At 52.4% G+C, this 17301-nt stretch carries 16 protein-coding genes; 9 read left to right on the forward strand and 7 right to left on the reverse strand.

The annotated features are described in order from the left end of the window. Positions 1-633, reverse strand: a 633-nt coding sequence (locus tag QXG22_00005; GenBank protein ID MEM0358386.1) for an FAD-dependent monooxygenase, incomplete at its 3' end; no start/stop codon positions are given. A gap of 48 nt (positions 634-681) precedes the next feature. On the opposite strand from QXG22_00005, the gene QXG22_00010 reads away from it, so the two are divergent. Continuing rightward, positions 682-1134 (forward strand): hypothetical protein, encoded by a 453-nt coding sequence (locus tag QXG22_00010; protein ID MEM0358387.1) that lies wholly within the window; start codon positions 682-684, stop codon positions 1132-1134. Positions 1135-1137: 3 nt separating this feature from the next. Here the strand turns inward: QXG22_00010 and QXG22_00015 are convergent, their stop codons facing one another. Continuing rightward, positions 1138-1983: a hypothetical protein gene (locus tag QXG22_00015; GenBank protein MEM0358388.1), complete on the reverse strand. Its 846-nt coding sequence runs from the start codon at positions 1981-1983 to the stop codon at positions 1138-1140. 114 nt (positions 1984-2097) lie between these two features. Between QXG22_00015 and QXG22_00020 the strand changes: the two genes are divergently transcribed. After that, positions 2098-3450: a PQQ-binding-like beta-propeller repeat protein gene (locus QXG22_00020; protein MEM0358389.1), complete on the forward strand. Its 1353-nt coding sequence runs from the start codon at positions 2098-2100 to the stop codon at positions 3448-3450. Here the strand turns inward: QXG22_00020 and QXG22_00025 are convergent. Both QXG22_00025 and QXG22_00030 read right to left on the reverse strand, forming a co-directional pair. Continuing rightward, complete coding sequence (locus QXG22_00025) at positions 3383-4177, reverse strand: hypothetical protein (GenBank protein ID MEM0358390.1); 795 nt, start codon at positions 4175-4177, stop codon at positions 3383-3385. The two genes, QXG22_00020 and QXG22_00025, sit on opposite strands and share 68 nt — an antisense overlap. After that, positions 4174-4818: a glycosyltransferase family 2 protein gene (locus tag QXG22_00030; protein ID MEM0358391.1), complete on the reverse strand. Its 645-nt coding sequence runs from the start codon at positions 4816-4818 to the stop codon at positions 4174-4176. The genes QXG22_00025 and QXG22_00030 overlap by 4 nt, the downstream gene beginning before the upstream one ends. A 69-nt stretch (positions 4819-4887) precedes the next feature. On the opposite strand from QXG22_00030, the gene QXG22_00035 reads away from it, so the two are divergent. The 3 genes from QXG22_00035 to QXG22_00045 are packed head-to-tail and all read left to right on the forward strand — an operon-like array spanning position 4888 to position 7961. Beyond that, positions 4888-5328: a hypothetical protein gene (locus QXG22_00035; GenBank protein ID MEM0358392.1), complete on the forward strand. Its 441-nt coding sequence runs from the start codon at positions 4888-4890 to the stop codon at positions 5326-5328. A gap of 4 nt (positions 5329-5332) precedes the next feature. Then, positions 5333-6658: a radical SAM protein gene (locus QXG22_00040; GenBank protein MEM0358393.1), complete on the forward strand. Its 1326-nt coding sequence runs from the start codon at positions 5333-5335 to the stop codon at positions 6656-6658. After that, entirely contained in the window at positions 6645-7961 is a 1317-nt protein-coding gene (locus tag QXG22_00045; GenBank protein MEM0358394.1) for a radical SAM protein, read from the forward strand. The genes QXG22_00040 and QXG22_00045 overlap by 14 nt, the downstream gene beginning before the upstream one ends. Here the strand turns inward: QXG22_00045 and QXG22_00050 are convergent. Continuing rightward, positions 7958-8755, reverse strand: coding sequence for an RAD55 family ATPase (locus QXG22_00050; protein ID MEM0358395.1), 798 nt, complete (start codon positions 8753-8755; stop codon positions 7958-7960). The two genes, QXG22_00045 and QXG22_00050, sit on opposite strands and share 4 nt — an antisense overlap. A gap of 96 nt (positions 8756-8851) precedes the next feature. Here QXG22_00050 and QXG22_00055 point away from each other — a divergent pair, with 96 nt between their 5' ends. The 4 genes from QXG22_00055 to thsB all read left to right on the forward strand — a co-directional run bounded on the left by QXG22_00055 (position 8852) and on the right by thsB (position 15260). Next, on the forward strand, positions 8852-9580 hold the full coding sequence (locus QXG22_00055) for a P-loop NTPase (GenBank protein MEM0358396.1): 729 nt from the start codon (positions 8852-8854) through the stop codon (positions 9578-9580). Between the two features lie 86 nt (positions 9581-9666). Further along, entirely contained in the window at positions 9667-11715 is a 2049-nt protein-coding gene (locus tag QXG22_00060; GenBank protein MEM0358397.1) for a type II/IV secretion system ATPase subunit, read from the forward strand. Further along, a complete protein-coding gene (locus QXG22_00065; GenBank protein MEM0358398.1) occupies positions 11716-13542 on the forward strand; it encodes a type II secretion system F family protein in 1827 nt (608 codons plus the stop codon). Between the two features lie 71 nt (positions 13543-13613). Continuing rightward, positions 13614-15260, forward strand: coding sequence for a thermosome subunit beta (gene thsB, locus QXG22_00070; protein ID MEM0358399.1), 1647 nt, complete (start codon positions 13614-13616; stop codon positions 15258-15260). Positions 15261-15289: 29 nt separating this feature from the next. Here the strand turns inward: thsB and QXG22_00075 are convergent, their stop codons facing one another. Further along, a complete protein-coding gene (locus QXG22_00075) occupies positions 15290-15751 on the reverse strand; it encodes an arginine decarboxylase, pyruvoyl-dependent (protein ID MEM0358400.1) in 462 nt (153 codons plus the stop codon). A gap of 1 nt (position 15752) precedes the next feature. Continuing rightward, a complete protein-coding gene (locus tag QXG22_00080) occupies positions 15753-17282 on the reverse strand; it encodes an AMP phosphorylase (GenBank protein MEM0358401.1) in 1530 nt (509 codons plus the stop codon). Between the last annotated feature and the right edge of the window lie 19 nt (positions 17283-17301).

Consider the following 17301-nt stretch of genomic DNA (forward strand, 5'->3'; position numbering starts at 1 on the left):
CTCACCCGCCCCTACGTTGGCCTCCCTTCTCCCTGGAAAAACCCACGCGTAACCAAAAGGGGTCAGGAGAGGATCCACGATAAGAGTAGGCTCCGCCTCGCTCACCCTCTCCATTTCCACCCTTTTCCCTACCGCGAACCCGAAATGCCTCACCTTCCCCCCTAAAAAGTTCCTAACCAGCGAGAGGGCTCCATCCGCCCCTATCACCATCTTGGTCCTGAGTTCCCCATTCAGAAGCATATTTCCCTCCTCCCTTTCCAGCAGGTGGACCTTTTCCCTCCTGATCTCTCCTCCCTCTCTCCTCACCTTTTTCGCCAGCTTCTCCTCCCATTTCTTCCTGTTGATGAAGAGGAATCTGAACTCACTACGCCATCCAGGGGCCCTTACCCCCGAGAAGCGAAGTTCCTTGCCGTGGAACCTGACGGTGAGGCTCTCATGGACCTTCTCCACCGCCCCCTTCACCAGCTCCCCCACGTCGAACCCGTAGAGCCTCTCCGCCATAAGCTCCCCGCATGCCTTGTGCCCGAACTCCGTGCTCCTCTCCAGCACCAACGGAGATATACCCTCTTCCAGTAAGGAGAGGGCCGCGGTAAGGCCCGCTGGCCCTCCCCCCACGATTACCACCTCTTCCATCCTCTACTTTCGGAGAGGGGCTTTAAAGGGGAAAGAGGAGCTTTAAAGATGGAGAGGTCCCTTCAACTGGTAGTCTTGATAGCACTCGCCCTTACCGGACTGGGTGCTTCCTTCCTTTTTCCTCCCAGCGGACTCATCCTGAAAAACCTAACTATGGAGGCGGGAGAGGGGGACCTCATCGTCAGGGCAGAGGAAATGATCATCACTGGTGCCCTAGTCCCCTCTCAAGGAAAGCTGGTAATTGAACTTTCTGAAATGACAGCGAGAAAGTTCTCCATGGATTGGACAACCAAGATAAGGGCTGACCAATTGAAGGCCAAGAAGGTGAGCATGATAGTGGATCCCTCCAAGCTCGAGAACCGGGGGATGGGATCCTTCCTTCTTCTTCTGCTGGAAAGGGGAGAAAACATAGAAGTGAAGGAGCTGAAGATAAGGGGAACGGAATTAAAGGCAGAACGCCTCTATACGCGTGAAATCCTGCTGAAAGGTATGAGGCTCTAATCCTCACATCCCCATTATCTTCATGCTCACCTCTCGGAGCACCGTATTCTCTGCTTGGAGCAGGAGAAGTTTGAGGCCCACGTTTGTCATGAGGGCTGGATCCTTTGCCAATTCTCTCAAGTTGGGGGGCTGCTGGCTTCCCAACCAAGTCGCCCCAAAACCTAAGACCTGACCACGAGTTTCAATAGACCTTATTTCCGCCTTCCTTTGCTCCACCTTTCCACCCAACACGCAACGTTTATAACCCATATACATTTCCCCACTCAGTTCCTGAACGGAAATGAGGGTGACTTTGACTTCCTTCCCCGATGGCAGACGATAATCCTCTGGACCTCTCATTTCCCAACCCCTCATCCTCACGTAAGGCATGTTAACTTGCTTGAAATCCGAAAGGGAAGTGGCCTCCACACGGAGGGAAAAAGGAACCATTTCTTCCGCCTCCATGGCGAGGATCTTCATCCTAACTCCCGTCATCTCAGCATTTTCCCTCGGCAGGAGAAGCTCGAGTATCCGGAGGGGGACATTCCCTTTCTCCCAGCCTGCCTCCACTCCTCCGGCGGTTCCCTCTACCGAGAGGGCATAAACAGTGAGTTTTCTTACCTCCACCAAGGGAGAGAAGGTACCTAGGGGAGAGAGGGTGAGGTTGGAAAGGATGGAGGAATCTGCCGTGATTTTGGTGACCTCGTATCCACCGTATTCCGCCGGCTCCATTTTCCAACCGCTCATTACCACCCTTTCAGCTACGAGCTCGAAGAAACACCCTTCTTCACCCCTCCATTTTGAAAATCCAAGGAAAGCGAGGAGAAGGAAGAGAACCGCCAAAAGACCCCCATTCTTCTTGTCTAGCACTTTTTTCCTTTGTAGAGAACAAATATGAGGTTTCCGGAAGCTGTATTTTCTTTTATTCCGTGGGGATATGAGAAAGTGGATCAAAAAGGTGTCTCAGAGACAGTTGGGGCAATAATGGTCATCTTGGGTACGATAGCCTTAATGCTCATGGTCACGTATGCCATGGGGGTACTCAAGGAACCAGCTCCTAGAGTTCATGGGATTCTGTTTCTTAACTTAGTGCCCACTGGAGAGAACCTCTGGTCTTTCGAAGTCCTAGGAGGAATACACTCTTCCCCCTCTACGGATGGACAGAGGATATATTTCGGTTCCGATGATGGGAAAGTATACGCCCTAACCCTTTCTGGAAATCCTGTCTGGTCCTTCAAGACTGGTGGGCCTGTGGTCTCTTCTCCCCTAGTGCTAGGCGATACCGTTTACGTGGGGTCCTACGATGGCAAGCTCTATGCCTTGGAGAGCAGTACTGGAAGGGTGAGGTGGGGCTTTCAGACCGAGAGCTCCCTTTTTTATTCCCCTTCCGCTTGGGAAAATCGCATTTTTCTATCCTCACCTCAAACTGGTGAACTTTATGCCCTTTCAGCTGGGGATGGTCTTCTAGTCTGGAAACAATCTCTTGGTTCTCCTATCTGCTCTCCTCCCCTAGTCTGGGAAAACAGAATTTACGTCGGCACCTGGGAAGGAATTTATGTCCTACAAGCGGAAGACGGCAAAATCCTCTGGTCCTTGCCTGCTCCCTTTCCCTCCGTAACCGGCATCTGTCTGGCGAACGGTAGGATTTACCTGCCCGTTGGTCCCTATTTCTTCTGTTTAGATGCGGAAAACGGGGAAAGGCTATGGTATCACTATTTTGGGGAAACCTCCTATTCCCCGGCTTTTTGGAAGGGTAGAATTTATGTGGGGGATGCAACTGGAATATTGCACTGTTTAGATGCCGAAAAGGGAGAAGAACGATGGTATTACAGGACGGGTGATGCCATTCTCCATTCACCCTCTTTCCGAGGAGAAGAATTGTACGTCGGTTCTCGGGATGGAAGGGTCTATTGTCTGGATTCAGAAAACGGGAACTTACGAGGATACTTCCAAACGGGAGGTCCTGTCACATCACCCCTACCCTTGGAAAATCGCCTCTACGTGGGCTCTTCCGACAAACACCTCTACTGCCTGAACCTTGGAGAGTTGACAATAATGGCAAAGTGGAGGGGGGAAGAAATAAAGGACGCTCTTTTGTTGGAAAACGGAAAGATAGAATGGAAGAACTTGAGGCTAAGGATAAACGGAAGGAGACTAAAGACTGAATGGGCTACCCTGAACGGAAATCCCAATCCTGGCCTAGTTCCGTTGAGAGATGGGGATTTGTTGGAGCTACTCCCTTCCCCCCCACTAAAGACCGGTGACAAGCTCACCGCAGCTTACGCTCCTGCCGACCAACTCCTTGGCTTCTGGAGGATTGAGGCCAGAACCTCCTGAGTACCCGCCAAAACATGTCCTCAATCTTTTCCCTTCTCTCCCTGATCTGGTAAAAAACCCATCCTGCAGCTGAAAAATAGAAAATGCCCGCAATCATCCTCCACTTTTCCTCCAAATCTAACCATTCCCTAAAAACGAGCATGAAAGAACCCTTACCCACGATATATCCCAGAGGAAGGATGAGGAGTGCGGGGGGGAGGGAGTGAAAAGTATCGAAACCGAAAGCCCTCCTGAAAATTCTAAAAGTTAGAAAGGAAGCAATGGGGGCGCTCAAAAGGACGGCCCAAGTGACATAGAACCAATCCCCAAAAAGACGCATCTCCTTAACCTTTCCCGGAGGTTCTTCCACCCCCATCGCTATCAGAACTAGCGAGAAAAGGAGTGGAAGGAGCCAGAGGAAAGAACATGCAAAAACTAGATGCTCTATTTTGGAATAGGAGATTCTCTTACCAAGGAGTAGACAACCAAAATATCCAATGACACTAACATAAAGGAGTGTTCCAGCCGCTGCCGCCCCCCCGAAAAGGGAATGCAGCCAGAAGAAAAGACCGGCATGAAACTCCTCCACGGTATAAACGGGGTAGAGGAAGAAATGGAAGGTGTTGTAGAGAAAACCTAAATAGAAGGAGACTGCTATCATGAAACCCAGAGAGAACCTTTCTTTCACCCTCTCCGGATGTAGAATCACTTCCTTCCAAGTATAGAAGACCTCCCTCGCTATTCTCATGAACTTCCCCTGAGGAGAGTGAAGAAGATCTTAATCCCATCCAAGAGCGGCGAGAGTTTGGATTTACCCGTTCTACGGTAGGAAATGGGTACTTCCCCTATCCTAAGACCCTTTCTAACGGCTTTTACGAAAAGTTCGGTCTCCACTTCGAATCCCCTGCTCTTCAAACCCAAGGACAAGAAATCCTTCTTCCTCATCGCGAACATCCCGGTGAGGAGGTCGGAGGTGTTGGAATAGAGAAGGGAAGCCAGCCTGCTCAACAACTTGTTTCCCAACTTCCTAAAGGGGGAGAAATTGGATTTTCCCAAAAGCCTTGAACCCCTCACCAGCTCGGCCCTACCCGACAGTAAAGGGTAGAGAAGGTAAGGAAGAGAAGTCGGTGGATAGCTTCCGTCCCCGTCGAGGAAAAGGAGGATTTCCCCCTTGGCTTCCTCGGCCCCCCTCTTCAAGGCCAAGCCCTTTCCCCTTACCGCTCCCACCACCCTAGCCCCTGCCTTCCTGGCTTCCTCCACCGTATCATCCTCGGATCCCCCATCAACTACCAATATCTCGGCCCAAGGTAACACCTTTCTCGCTCCCTCCACCACTCTCCCTATGCGTCCCTCTTCGTTGTAGGCGGGAATGATCACCGAAACCTTCATCCTTTTTATTGGGATGGAAGGGGTAAAAGCTCCGTCAGAGTAAAAGCCTTCCCCACCAGATGATAAAAGATGGTATTCCCCAGTATTTCTCCCACCCTGGCGGAAGTCTTGCTCCTGAGTCTGACCTTAGCCCTAGGTTTTTTTATTGGATGGGCTGTGGGCTCTTCTCAAACTCCAGAACCCCCATTCTTTCCCTTCCTCACCGTCTCCGGCTTCGGGGAGAATTCCACGGAACTCACGATAAAGCACCTTTACGGAGGAACTATCAAAAAAGCCTTCGATTTGGAAAACGGTGCCATCGTTTGGAGAAACCTAGAGGTGAGGATAAACGCCCTGAAAGTTACTGTCAAAGAAGGAGGGAAGCTCAACGGAAGGATGGATGGGGGAAGGTGCGATTTTAAAGCCGGTGATGTTTTGAGTTTTCCCTTGGGGGGACTGAGGAAAGGGGATGAGCTCTTACTCGTTTACGTCCCACAGGGAATACCCCTCTACAAAAGCGTGCTGGAGTGAGAGATTGCCCAAGGTCCTCTTCACCACCGTGTATAGGGAAAAACCCTTCGACTTCCTAGACTTGGGCTCAAAGGAACCCATCCGTTTTTCCTCCCCCGCCCAAATTTCTCCAGGTCTCCGCTTCCTCAAGCAGAACGTTCCTGAATTGGAGATCTTGGAGTATCCCACCAAGGAGGAATACCTGAGGAAGCTGGAGGAAGGGTGGGATGTGGTGGGTTTTTCCTTCTATGGCCATGAAATCCCGGAAATCCTGGAGATGGCGGATCTGGCCAGGGAGAAGGGGGTGGGAGAACTCTGGGCTGGTAACTACGGGGCCCTCACTCCCGGGATGGAGCTTTACTTCGACAGGGTTTTCAGGGGATATGCGGAGGAGGAGGTGGCTTCCTTCTTCGGGAGGAAGATCAAGGAGGTGGTACATCCTCCCTTGGTATATTCCTTCACTTCTCCCTTTTGGTTCAAGCTTAACCGCTTTGGGGTGATTTCCACTTCTAGGGGATGTCCTTTCAGGTGTAACTTCTGCCAAATCAAGCTCTTTTGTCCCAAACCCTACACCCTGCCCCTCCGGAGTATAGAGAGAGTCTTGGCCTACTATGCTGAGAAAAAAATTTGGCAGGTCTGGATCTTCGATGACACCTTCGGTGTTTTTAGACAGCATGCGGAAAAGGTGATTTCCCTGCTCGAGGAGTACGGTTTTTACTGGATCCCCATGACCACCATAAGAATTCTGCTGGAGAATTGGGAAGACTGGACGGAAAGGGGAATGGTAGGAGCCGTCATAGGGGTAGAGAGCCTAAACCAAGAGAACTTGGATTTCCTAAAGAAAGGGCACAGTGTGAGGGAAGTCTATGAACTCGCCCAAAGGGTGAAGGAAAAGAGGGAAAGTGGAATACCCCCCGAGCTAAGATTTCACAAGTTCCCGCACCTGCTGGCCTTTTACATGCTGGGCTTTGAGAACGAAACGGTAAAGGGGATCAAGGAAAGTGTGAGAAAGTTGAAGGAGCTTCCCTTCCTCTTCACCCAGCTCTTCGTTCTCACCCCCATCCCTGGTACGGAGCTGTGGGACTACATAGGGGAAAAATATGGAATCTTCGAAAGTGATCTCCACAAGTACGATGGAAAACATTTGGTATGGAACCATCCCCACCTCCTCCCAGAAGAGGTGGAAAGACTCGTAAAGTGGGGCATGAGGGAGTTGAACTCTTGGGCCCTTCCGCGTTATATGCTGAGGGGTCTTCCCGATTATTTCCTCCATCTCAAATGGCACTTCACCCATTTCGCCCTCACCAACACCTATGACTACAGGAGGGAGAGATTCTTTGAACTCCGGTGAAAAAGTACTCCTCACCACGGTATACACGAACGGTCAGTACTACGACTACATAGAAAGCAACATGCTCTTTCCCCTCAGGATGACTTGGGTGAGGAGAACTTCCTATGGCCTCCGCTTCCTCAAGCAGAACGTTCCTGAATTGGAGATCTTGGAGTATCCCACCAAGGAGGAATACCTGAGGAAGCTGGAGGAAGGGTGGGATGTGGTGGGTTTTTCCTTTTACGTGAATGAAATCCCGGAAATCCTGGAGATGGCGGATCTGGCCAGGGAGAAGGGGGTGGGAGAACTCTGGGCTGGTAACTACGGGGCCCTCACTCCAGGGATGGAGCTTTACTTCGACAGGGTTTTCAGGGGATATGCGGAGGAGGAGGTGGCTTCCTTCTTCGGGAGGAAGATCAAGGAGGTGGTACATCCTCCCCTTCTGGGCACCGTGGGGACTACTTTTGGTCTCAAGTTCGCACCAGTAGGAGTACTTTTCACCACCAGAGGATGCCCCATGGGGTGCAAGTTCTGCCAGACCCCTTCCTTTTGCCCCAAACCCAGTGTCATACCCCTTAAGAGCATAGAGAGGGTGTTGGAGTTCTATAAAAAGCTGGGGCTTGGGTATGTACTCATCCTAGACGAAAACTTCGGCCTCTTCAGAAAACATGCGGAGGAGGTGGCAGAACTTTTGGGGAAATACGGCTTTATGTGGGCACCCATGATAAGGGCCGACTTGCTGTTGGAGAAACTGGAAGAGTGGAGAAAGCTAGGGATGAGGGGGGCCCTCTTCGGGATAGAGAGCTTCGACCAACGGGTATTGGACGACCTGGAAAAAAGGGAAAGGGCCGACATCGTGAAGGAGGTAATACGGAGGATAAGACTTTCTTGGAAAGCTCCCTGGAGAGGGATAGGGGGAATAGGTTATTACATGATAGGCCATGAAGAGGAAACAAAAGAGTCCATCAAGGCTGCCCTCAAGGAACTGAAGGGGCTGAACCCAGGTTTCGTACAGCTCTGCATTCTTACCCCCTTACCTTCCACCCCCCTCTGGGACTATCTGGACAAAAGATATGGAATTTTCGAGAAAGACTGGCATAAATTCGATTGCAAGCATCTCGTCTGGAATCATCCTCATCTCTCCCCGAAGGAAATGGAGGAACTCCTATGCTGGGGTATGAAGGAAATAAACTCTCCCCACCTCCTTCGCTATCTCCTCCATAGACTCCCAGAATACCTAACAAACGTGGGGTTCTATGTAAAGGATGTATACCTAGCCCACGTCCTCGATCAGCGAACCCCTTTCTACTTCCCGTTAGACTAGCGTCCTGCCAAGGTCCTGAGACGGGTAAGCTCCACCCCATCCGGAGTGATGGTGAGCTCGAAGGGTTCTGGACTTATGGTAGTTCCCCTCATGCGCTTGCAGGAAAACAGGGTTCTCCTAGCTAATTCTTCCCCTTGTATTTCAAAGGAAAAGACCCCATCGGCGTTGGAGACGATAAGAGCCTCCACATCCGAACTGAAGATCCCACTCGCCAAGATGGCAAGCACCGTGACACTCCACTCCCTACAGATCTCCCTCAAACTTTGCAGGAAACTCACAAACTCCATCTCCTCCCCCTTCCTGAAAAGGAGGGAAAGATCCGTCAGGGTATGGAAGACCACCATCATACCCGGACCTTCCCTTTCCAAGAACCTCGCCAAAGAGGAGAAAACCTCCCGGCGGAGTTTCACGTGTCCTCCGTTGCTTATCACGGAAGCTACCCACTCATGAAAGGAAGTGAGACGGGAAGGAACGGTGAGGAACTCCCTGAAAAGGGTGCCCCTAGTAAACCTCTCATAGAAATCCTCGCTGAACTTTCCCCTCACATCGGAGAGTACACCTTCTTCGCTCCTGCTGAAAGTAGCGTACCAAACATGCTCTGGAAGTACCACATCGAAACCTGAAGGGAGAAGGGAAGGATCTTCTCTCATGGAGTTAACATTTGCTGTTACGGTATAAGTGAACTCGCTCTTTCCCGCTCCCGACTCTCCTACCAAGAGTATCAGAGAACCTGCCGGTATTCCTCCACCCAAAGCCAAATCCAAACTTTCTATCCCAGTGGGTATCCTGGGCATCATTTTCTTTAGGTGAGGCTGTTTAAAAAAGGTGGTACCGAAGAAGGGTTTCCTCTCCCTTTTTAAACCCCTTTTTCTTAGTATTGGGAGAGAAGAATGATCCTCTCGGTGGTCTCTGCGAAAGGGGGAGTGGGCAAAACCACCATAACCGCCAATTTGGGAGTTCTCCTGAACAAAAGGGGAATCAAAGTAGTTTTGGTGGATGCGGATTTGGCCTCTGGGGATTTAACTCTCCAACTGGGTGGAAAAACTGGAACGAAGGGCCTCCACACCCTCCTCCAGTCCGAGAAAATCTCCGAAGAGGAGGTAACCAAAACTCTGAGTACCGCCTATGGCGTTCCCCTCTTGCCTGTCATCCCCTCGCTTCGGGGATACTTGAAGGCCAAGTTGGACCTTCTTTCCTCCGTCCTCTCCCATTTGAAGGATCAATACGATCTCGTGCTCGTGGATACCCCCCCCGGTGTGAACAAAAACTCCATAGTACCTTTAACCGAATCCGACAGGGTGCTATTGATTACCACTCCCGATCCCATCGCTGTGTCAGATGTCTCCACCAGTAGGGATGTGGCAGTACTCTTGGAGAAGAGCGTGATGGGGGTGGTAATCAATAGGTTCAGAAAAGGTTTCCTCTTCGGTTCCAAGCAACTGAAACCCAGGGAAATAGAAAACATCCTGAAGCTGAAGGAAATGGGGGTTATACCCGAAGACAAAGCGGTGGAAGAGTCCATTCTAGCCAAAAAACCCGTAGTCCTGCACAAACCTCGCTCTCCAGCCTCCAAAGCTTTTCTCTCCCTCGCCAAAAGGGTAACCGAAGAACTGAGTTAGGCTGAAAAAGGTCTACCGAAAGGCTTTTCAAACCTCTTTCGGCATATTAATTGACTGCAGGGGTGGGGGGGTCCAGAGGATCCCCCGTGGAAGAAAGAGAAAACGGTCTAGAGGAAACCCCGGAATACGTCCGGAAGCTGGCCGATAGGTATCCGGCTTTTAAAAAACTCTTAGATTCAGGAGAAGAAACCCCCTCTCCTCCAGACCATCCCTTAAATAAAACAGGAGGAGAAAAGGAGTGGAGAATGGAGAAGGAAGAATTCGCACAAAGGCTGAAGAGATTGCTCTATACCCCGGAGATTCCCGAGGTACCAGAAGAACTCTTCCCAAAGGAGGAAACCCCCGAGTCTGCTGAGGGGAGGGAAATCCTCCGCTCCTTCTCGCTCGGTATAGAGTACTTGGAGGAAAAGGAGGTCAAAGAAGATGTGGTGGAGCTGAGAAGACTCCTTCTCCTCGTAGAGGAAGGAAAAGAACTCAGGGCTCTAGAGGAAAGGGAAAACTTGGTCCACCAGGAACTCCGGGAGGGAATAAGGGGTCTCCTCCTGCTCTCCGTGGGAATAGAGCACTTGGTGGAGGAGATGCCTCCCCGAAGGGAAGAGGAGGAAATTTCCCTCGAGCTCACTTCCCTTGGCATGCCCCCCTATGACATGAGACTGTTCGGGAAGCTGGAGGAGTTCACTTCCTTTCCCAAGGGATATACAGAAGTAGAAAGGTATTGGATAGAGAGGCCCTTTTCCTATGCCGTCATCTTACGGGAGGAAGGAACGGGTCGTTTGAGATACCACTTGGTTGAACCCAAGCTCACCTTTGAAGAACAGAGAATTCTTCAGGAAATGTGGGAAGAACTGAAAAACAAGCTTCCCTATGAAGTACCTCCAGCGCAGAAGGAGGAACTCTTGGTGAGGGAAATGATGGGAATTGCCAAGAGGATGGGCATCTCCGATCCCAAAACCCTCTATCGCCTTTACTATTTCCTGAGAAGGGAAAATCTCGGCTTTAGGAAAATAGATGCCTTGCTAAAGGATCCCATGATCGAGGACATTTCCTGTGATGGCCCGGAGATACCCATCTTCATCTACCATCGCAGATACTACAACATGGAAACCAATATACAGTTCGAAAGGAGTGAACTGGACCACTTCAATTCCCTCCTCGCGGAAAGGAGTGGCAAACACCTTTCCTTCGCTGAACCCGTGGTGGACGCCAAGCTACCGGATGGGGCCAGGGTGCAGGTAACTTTTGGTGATGAAATCACCGCAAGGGGGGCCTCCTTCTCCATCAGGAAATGGTTGGGGAAGGTCTTTACCCCAGTGGACCTCATAAGGTTCCATACCTTCAGTCCTGAAATGCTTGCCTACCTCTGGCTCGCGATAGAAAACAGGTGCAGCGTGATGGTAATAGGGGGGACGGCGAGTGGGAAGACTTCCACCCTAAACGCGTTGGCTTTCTTCATCCCACCCGACGCCAAAATCATCTCCATAGAAGATACGAGGGAGCTTTCCCTCTATCAGAAGAACTGGGTTCCCAATGTCACCAGGGAAATGCTGGGGGTAAAACCCATCGACATGAACGAACTCGTGAAGATTGCCATGAGACAGAGACCAGAATGCCTGATCGTGGGGGAGGTGAGGGGAATAGAAGCCCAAGCCATGTTCCAAGCCATCTGTACTGGACACACCGCTTTTTGCACCATGCATGCTGGATCCGTTCAGGCCGCCGTGAACAGGTTGGAGGGAGATCCCATCAACATTCCCAGACCCATGTTGGCCGAACTCGATATCGTATGCCTTCAGCTGCTCACCAACTTGGGGAGCGAAAGGGTGAGACGCAACCTCCAAATCACCGAATTCGCCGGGCTCGATCCCGTTACCGAGGAGATAAGAGTGGTCGACACCTTCCATTGGGATCCAGCCACCGATACCTTCAGGAAGGTGGAGGAGTCCTGGGTACTCAGGGAACTGAGAAGGAATCTGGGCCTCACGCCCATTCAACTCAAGAAGGAACTGAAAAATAGGGAAAAAGTACTGACCTGGCTCGCCAACCAACCCGAAATCACGCCTTCGGAAATAGCGGATGTGCTCAGCCAGTACTATTATAATCCAGAAAGGGTTCTGAGAAGGATTGGGGAAAGCTGAATGTTCCCCACGCAATTCCTGCTCAGGAGGATCAAAAGGGAAAGGATCGAGGAAGTGCGGTTGGCCCTCCGAAGGGCGAGGATTCCCCGCTCCGCTAGGGAATTCCTGGAAGAAACCATCAACTTCTCCCTCCTCCTCTTCCTGGCTATCTTCCTGCTGGTCCTCTTCTTGGGTATCAGATATGGGATTCCCTATTCCCCCCTCTTGGCTTTCCTCTCGGGAGCTGGGGCGGGTTATGGGCTCTACCGCCTTTTCCTCCTGAACCTAGACCACACGGGTAAGGCGAGGAGCAAGGAAATAGAGGCCAGGCTTCCCCACGCCATTGCCTTCATGCTGGCCATGAGCAAGGGAGGAATGGGGATCATAAGGATCTTCAAAGAACTCAGCAAGAGGAAGGACGATTATGGAGAGATATGCAAAGAAGCTGGCACCATCGTCAGGAACGTGGAAGTCTTCGGTATGTCCCCCGTCCAAGCCATCATGGATGTGGCCGAAACCACACCTTCCGAAAAATTCAAGGAATTCCTCAAAACCCTCTCCACGGTGGTGGAAACCGGGACCAGCCTTAGCGATTTCCTCGCCTCCCGCTGTGAAAAGGCCTACTTCGAAGCCAAGGATGCCCAACTCAAGTCTTTCGAGACAGTGGCCATCATAGCGGAGATTTCCACCATCACCATAGGCCTTCTTCCCTTCCTCCTACTGGTTACCCTTCTCCCCCTCCAGATGATGAGTCCCATTCCCTCCATCGTCCTTTACGCCACGGTATACTTGGCCATCCCCTTGGGTTCTGCCCTTTTCATTTTCCTCCTTTCCCAGTACTCACCCTGGGAGGCCAAGCATCCTCCAAAGACCCCAGGAGTTAGAGGTTTGGGAAGGAGGGGAAGCTTCTGGATGGAGACTCCAAGGAGGCTCTTCTCCTTCCTCAAAACCCTTCCAGAAGACCCCATAAGGGTTTTCTACCTTTCCCTCCCTGCCGCCCTTTTCTTTTCCCTCCTGAGGTTCATGGGTTTTCTGAACTTGGAAACAGGATTGGGCCTCGAACCCAAGCCCGAAACCACTTTCGTGCTTTCGCTCGTGATCGCCCTCCTTCCCTTCATCATCCTCCATGAACTGAGGGAGAGAAGGCTGGAGAAGATCATCACCATCACCCCCGATTACCTCTCCTCCTTGGCCGCTGCCGTCTCTTCCGGCCTGCCTCCAGCCAAAGCCATCAGAACCCTCCCACCCGAACGCTTCGGCGCTTTGGCTCCCGAGTTGGCCAAGGTGAAGAGGGATATAGAGTGGGGAAGTTCGGCCTCTCAGGCCCTTTCCGAAATGGAGAGGAGGATCAAGAGCGGGCTCCTCATGAGAGTGATTTCGGTCATGAACGTCGCCAGCGCCGCCACTAGCAACATAGGCGATGTGTTAAACGTGCTCGCCAAGGATGTTTCGACGGAGGTTCTCCTGAAGAGGGAGCGCAGGGCGCAAACCTTCACCTATGTCCTGATAGCCTACATGATCTTCGCCGTTTTCACCATCACGGCCGTCGGAATGGTGGTGGTTTTTGTTCCGGCCCTTCCCACCCAGAACATAGAAATGCCAGGCGGGATGGGGATAGGGATCAGCCCCATCAACCCGGAGCTGGTGAAAACCCTCTTCTATCATGCCGTACTGATACAAGGATTTGCATTGGGCATCCTGGCTGGACAGTTCAGGACCGGTAGGATAAGGGATGGACTCAAACATTCCCTTCTCATGTGCGTGATGGGCTGGCTTATCTTCACGGGAGCAGAACTCCTGCCCCTTTCTTCCTTCCTGAAACTTCCCACCGTTCCCACTCCGAGGTGAATCATTACCGAAAAGCATAAAAGGAAGATGTTTCATTTCCAATATGAGCTATCGAGTTCTAGGTGATAATCATGGCAACTAAGCCCATCCTCATCCTGCCGGAGGGTGCGACGAGGCTGGTGGGAAGGGATGCTAAGCGCATGAACATCGCTGCAGCCAAGATAGTGGCTGAAGCCGTGAGGACCACCCTCGGTCCCAGGGGAATGGATAAGATGATGGTCGATACCCTGGGAGATGTCACGGTCACCAACGATGGTGTCACCATCTTGAAGGAAATGGATGTGGAGCATCCAGCCGCCAAGATGATGGTGGAAGTGGCCAAAACCATGGATGAAGAGGTGAAGGATGGAACCACCACGGCGGTGGTGTTGGCCGGAGCCCTCCTTCACCAGGCCGAAAGACTTTTGGATCAGGGCATTCATCCCATGATCATCGTTACCGGTTATAGGATGGCCGCCGATAAGGCCAAGGAAATCTTGGAGGAGTTGGCCGAACAGACTTCCATCGATGACACCGAAACCCTACGCAAGATCGCCATGACCTCCATGACGGGGAAGAAGTCGGAGGGAGCCAGGGAAAAGCTGGCCGACCTGGCCGTGGAGGCCATCAGGAGGATTGCCGATAAGACCGATGGAAAGTACAGGGTTGATCTCGACTACGTGGGAATAGAGAAAAAGGCTGGAGGAAGCATGGAAGATTCCCAACTCGTGAATGGTCTCATTTTGGACAAGGAAAGGGTTCACCCGGGCATGCCTGAAGTGGTGAAGAATGCGAAAATCGCCCTCCTCGATTTGCCCTTGGAGATAAAGAAGACGGAGACCGATGCCGAAATAAGGGTTACCAGGCCGGAACAGCTCAGGGCCTTCTTGGACCAGGAGGAAAAGATGCTCAAGGAGATGGTGGAGAAGATCTCCTCTGTGGGGGCCAACGTGGTCTTCTGCCAGAAGGGAATAGACGATTTGGCCCAACACTACCTCGCCAAGGCCAAGATCCTGGCCGCCAGGAGGGTGAAGAAGTCTGACATGGAGAAGCTCGCGAGGGCCACTGGAGGAAAGATTGTGACCAACTTGGATGACCTGACACCCGCAGAGCTTGGAAAGGCTGGGGTGGTAGAGGAGAGGAAGATCGGTGACAAGAAGTTCATCTTCGTGAGGGATTGTGAGAACCCGAAGGCTGTGGGTATCCTGGTGAGGGGAGGTTCCGAACACGTCACCGATGAGATAGAGAGGGGCCTGACCGATGCCCTAGGAGTGGTGGCAGCCGTGGTGGAGGATGGCAAGTACGTGTATGGAGGAGGAGCTCCTGAGATGGCCCTCTCCACTAGGCTGAGGGATTATGCAGACACGGTAGGCGGGAGGGAAGCCCTAGCCGTGAAAGCTTTCGCGGATGCCCTGGAAATCATTCCGAAGACCTTGGCCGAGAACGCAGGTATGGACAGCGTGGATGTTCTGGTAGAGCTCAGGGCCAAGCATGCCAAGCCCGATGGCAAGTACTATGGGGTGGACGTTTACAGCGGAAAGGTGGAGGACATGAGAAAGCTAGGGGTTTGTGAACCCCTGAGGGTGAAGACGCAGGCCATCAAATCCGCGGCGGAAGCCGCCATCATGATCCTCAGAATAGACGATGTCATCGCCGCCGCCAAGAAATCTTTCCCCTCACCCAAGACGGGAGAGGAGGGTGGCGGGGAGAAGACTGAGACGGAAACGGAAAGTGACTGATAGACTTCCCGCTTTTTCTAGGATTTTTCTTAGGGAAGGAAGACGGCTATGGCCACTGCTGCCCCGTGATGCTTCACCACGTGACCTGCTGAAACGGAAGTGACCTTAGTGGGTTCTAATCCCCTTTCCTCCATCATGTATTTCACCATGGCCTCTGCAGTCTTACCGGCCGTCCTTTCCGAGACCCCGATATCGTGGTATTCGGAAATCATGCCATGGGAATTCTCGCTCATGGCCACCCCTAGGGCAGCGGCTATTTTCTGACCGGGGGTGGAGCTACAGATCTTCGAAATGACCACCGGTGTGAGGGTCCCCGGTGGAAGGGAGGGAAGCTCGGAAAGGACACAACCTTGGGGGAGGATGCTGGATACGGGAATGAGGTTGAGCTCCCCTACCCCCGCCTTCCTCAAAGCATTGTCCAAGGCCACTAGCTCAAAGGGTCCTTCAGCACTAGCCGAAACCAGTGCGAACCTCTTTGGAGTAGTCCACACCCTACCACTCCCTCGGTCTGTCCGTGAGTCTTTCCAGCATCATTCCCTCTATCCTCATCGGGAAACTGCGCGAGACCACCTTCAACGCCTCCTCGAGCTTGCCCTCATGTTCTGCATAAATTTCAAACAACTTTTCCCCCCTATTAACTTTATGCCCTCTTTTCACGAAGAGTTTCACTCCTGCTCCCTTACTCCTTGGCGCTCCCGCCGCACAGGCTATGGCCGTGATCCTCTCGTTGTAGATATGGGTAACATAGCCATCGAGAGGAGCCTCCACCGTGAACCTTTTATCCCCCACTGGGAGGTCCTCGGGCTTCACCTTGGGATCTCCTCCCTGGGCCTCGATCATTTCCCTCATCTTGGCCTCCGCCTTTCCCGATTTCAAGAGCTCCCAAGCCACCTCTTTCCCCCTTCCGAGCGGGGCTTTCCCCCCCATCTCCAGCATCACACCCGCCAGGCTCAGTGCCTTCTCCCTTAGGCTGTTGGGACCTTCACCCCTAAGGGCTTCCAGGGCCTCCCTAGCCTCCAAGGCCGGACCAACCGTCCTCCCCAACGGCTGACCACCATAGGTCAGGGCCACCTCCACCCTCACGCGTAACCTCCTTCCCAGTTCCATGAAATCCTGGGCTAGCGAACGTGCCTCTTCCATTTCCCTCACCTTCGCACCGGGGCCTGTGGGCAAATCTATGAGGATGTACTGGGCTCCCTCTGCCAGCTTCTTGGCCATCACGCTCGCCAACATCTGGCAGGGTGGATCGATACGCAATACCCGCTCGGTCCTTATCAGGAGATCATCGGCTGGGGCTAGATTGACTGAACCCCCCCAAGCGATTATTCCTCCCACCCTTTCCACGATCTCCTTGATTTCTCCCAGACTGAAACTCACGTTGGCTAGAACCTCCATCACATCGGCCGTGCCAGCGGCACTCGTGATGGCCCTGCTGCTGGTCTTGGGTACGGTCAAACCCCCCGCCACTGCCAAGGGAACCGTCACCAGTGCATACTTGTTCCCCGGGACCCCTCCTATGCTATGAACATCCACCACCGGTCCCCTCTCCAGCCTCAATTTTTCTCCCGTCTCCACCATGTGAAGGGTAAGGGAAACTATCTCCTCCATGGACATTCCCCTCGTGTATTCCGCCACCACGAAGGCGGAAATCTCCGTGGGGGTGAGGTTGTTTTGGACGATGTCCCTGATTATTTCCCCTATTTCTTCATGCGTGAGACGCTTTCCCTCCATCTTCTTCCTTATGGCCTCAACCGAAGGGGGAGGGGGAAGGGGAGAGACCGTTACCCTATCCCCCTTCTTCAATCCCAATCCCCTCGAGACCTCCAGCAGGGTTCCCACTTCCCCCCTTTCCACCATCTTTCCCGTGAGGTTCACGGCCGCCACCACCGAGGAGGAGGGGGTGGAGAGCTTTACCCTATCTCCGACATAAAGCCCCAGCTCTTCTGCATCACGTTCGTGGAGGAGGATCAGGTTGTATCCTGATTCCATCTCGATGGGTCTAACCGTGAAGATGGGTGTCATCCCTTTCTTTTTCCAACTT

The sequence above is a fragment of the Candidatus Hadarchaeales archaeon genome (assembly GCA_038736355.1).
GTDB lineage: Archaea > Hadarchaeota > Hadarchaeia > Hadarchaeales > WYZ-LMO6 > WYZ-LMO6.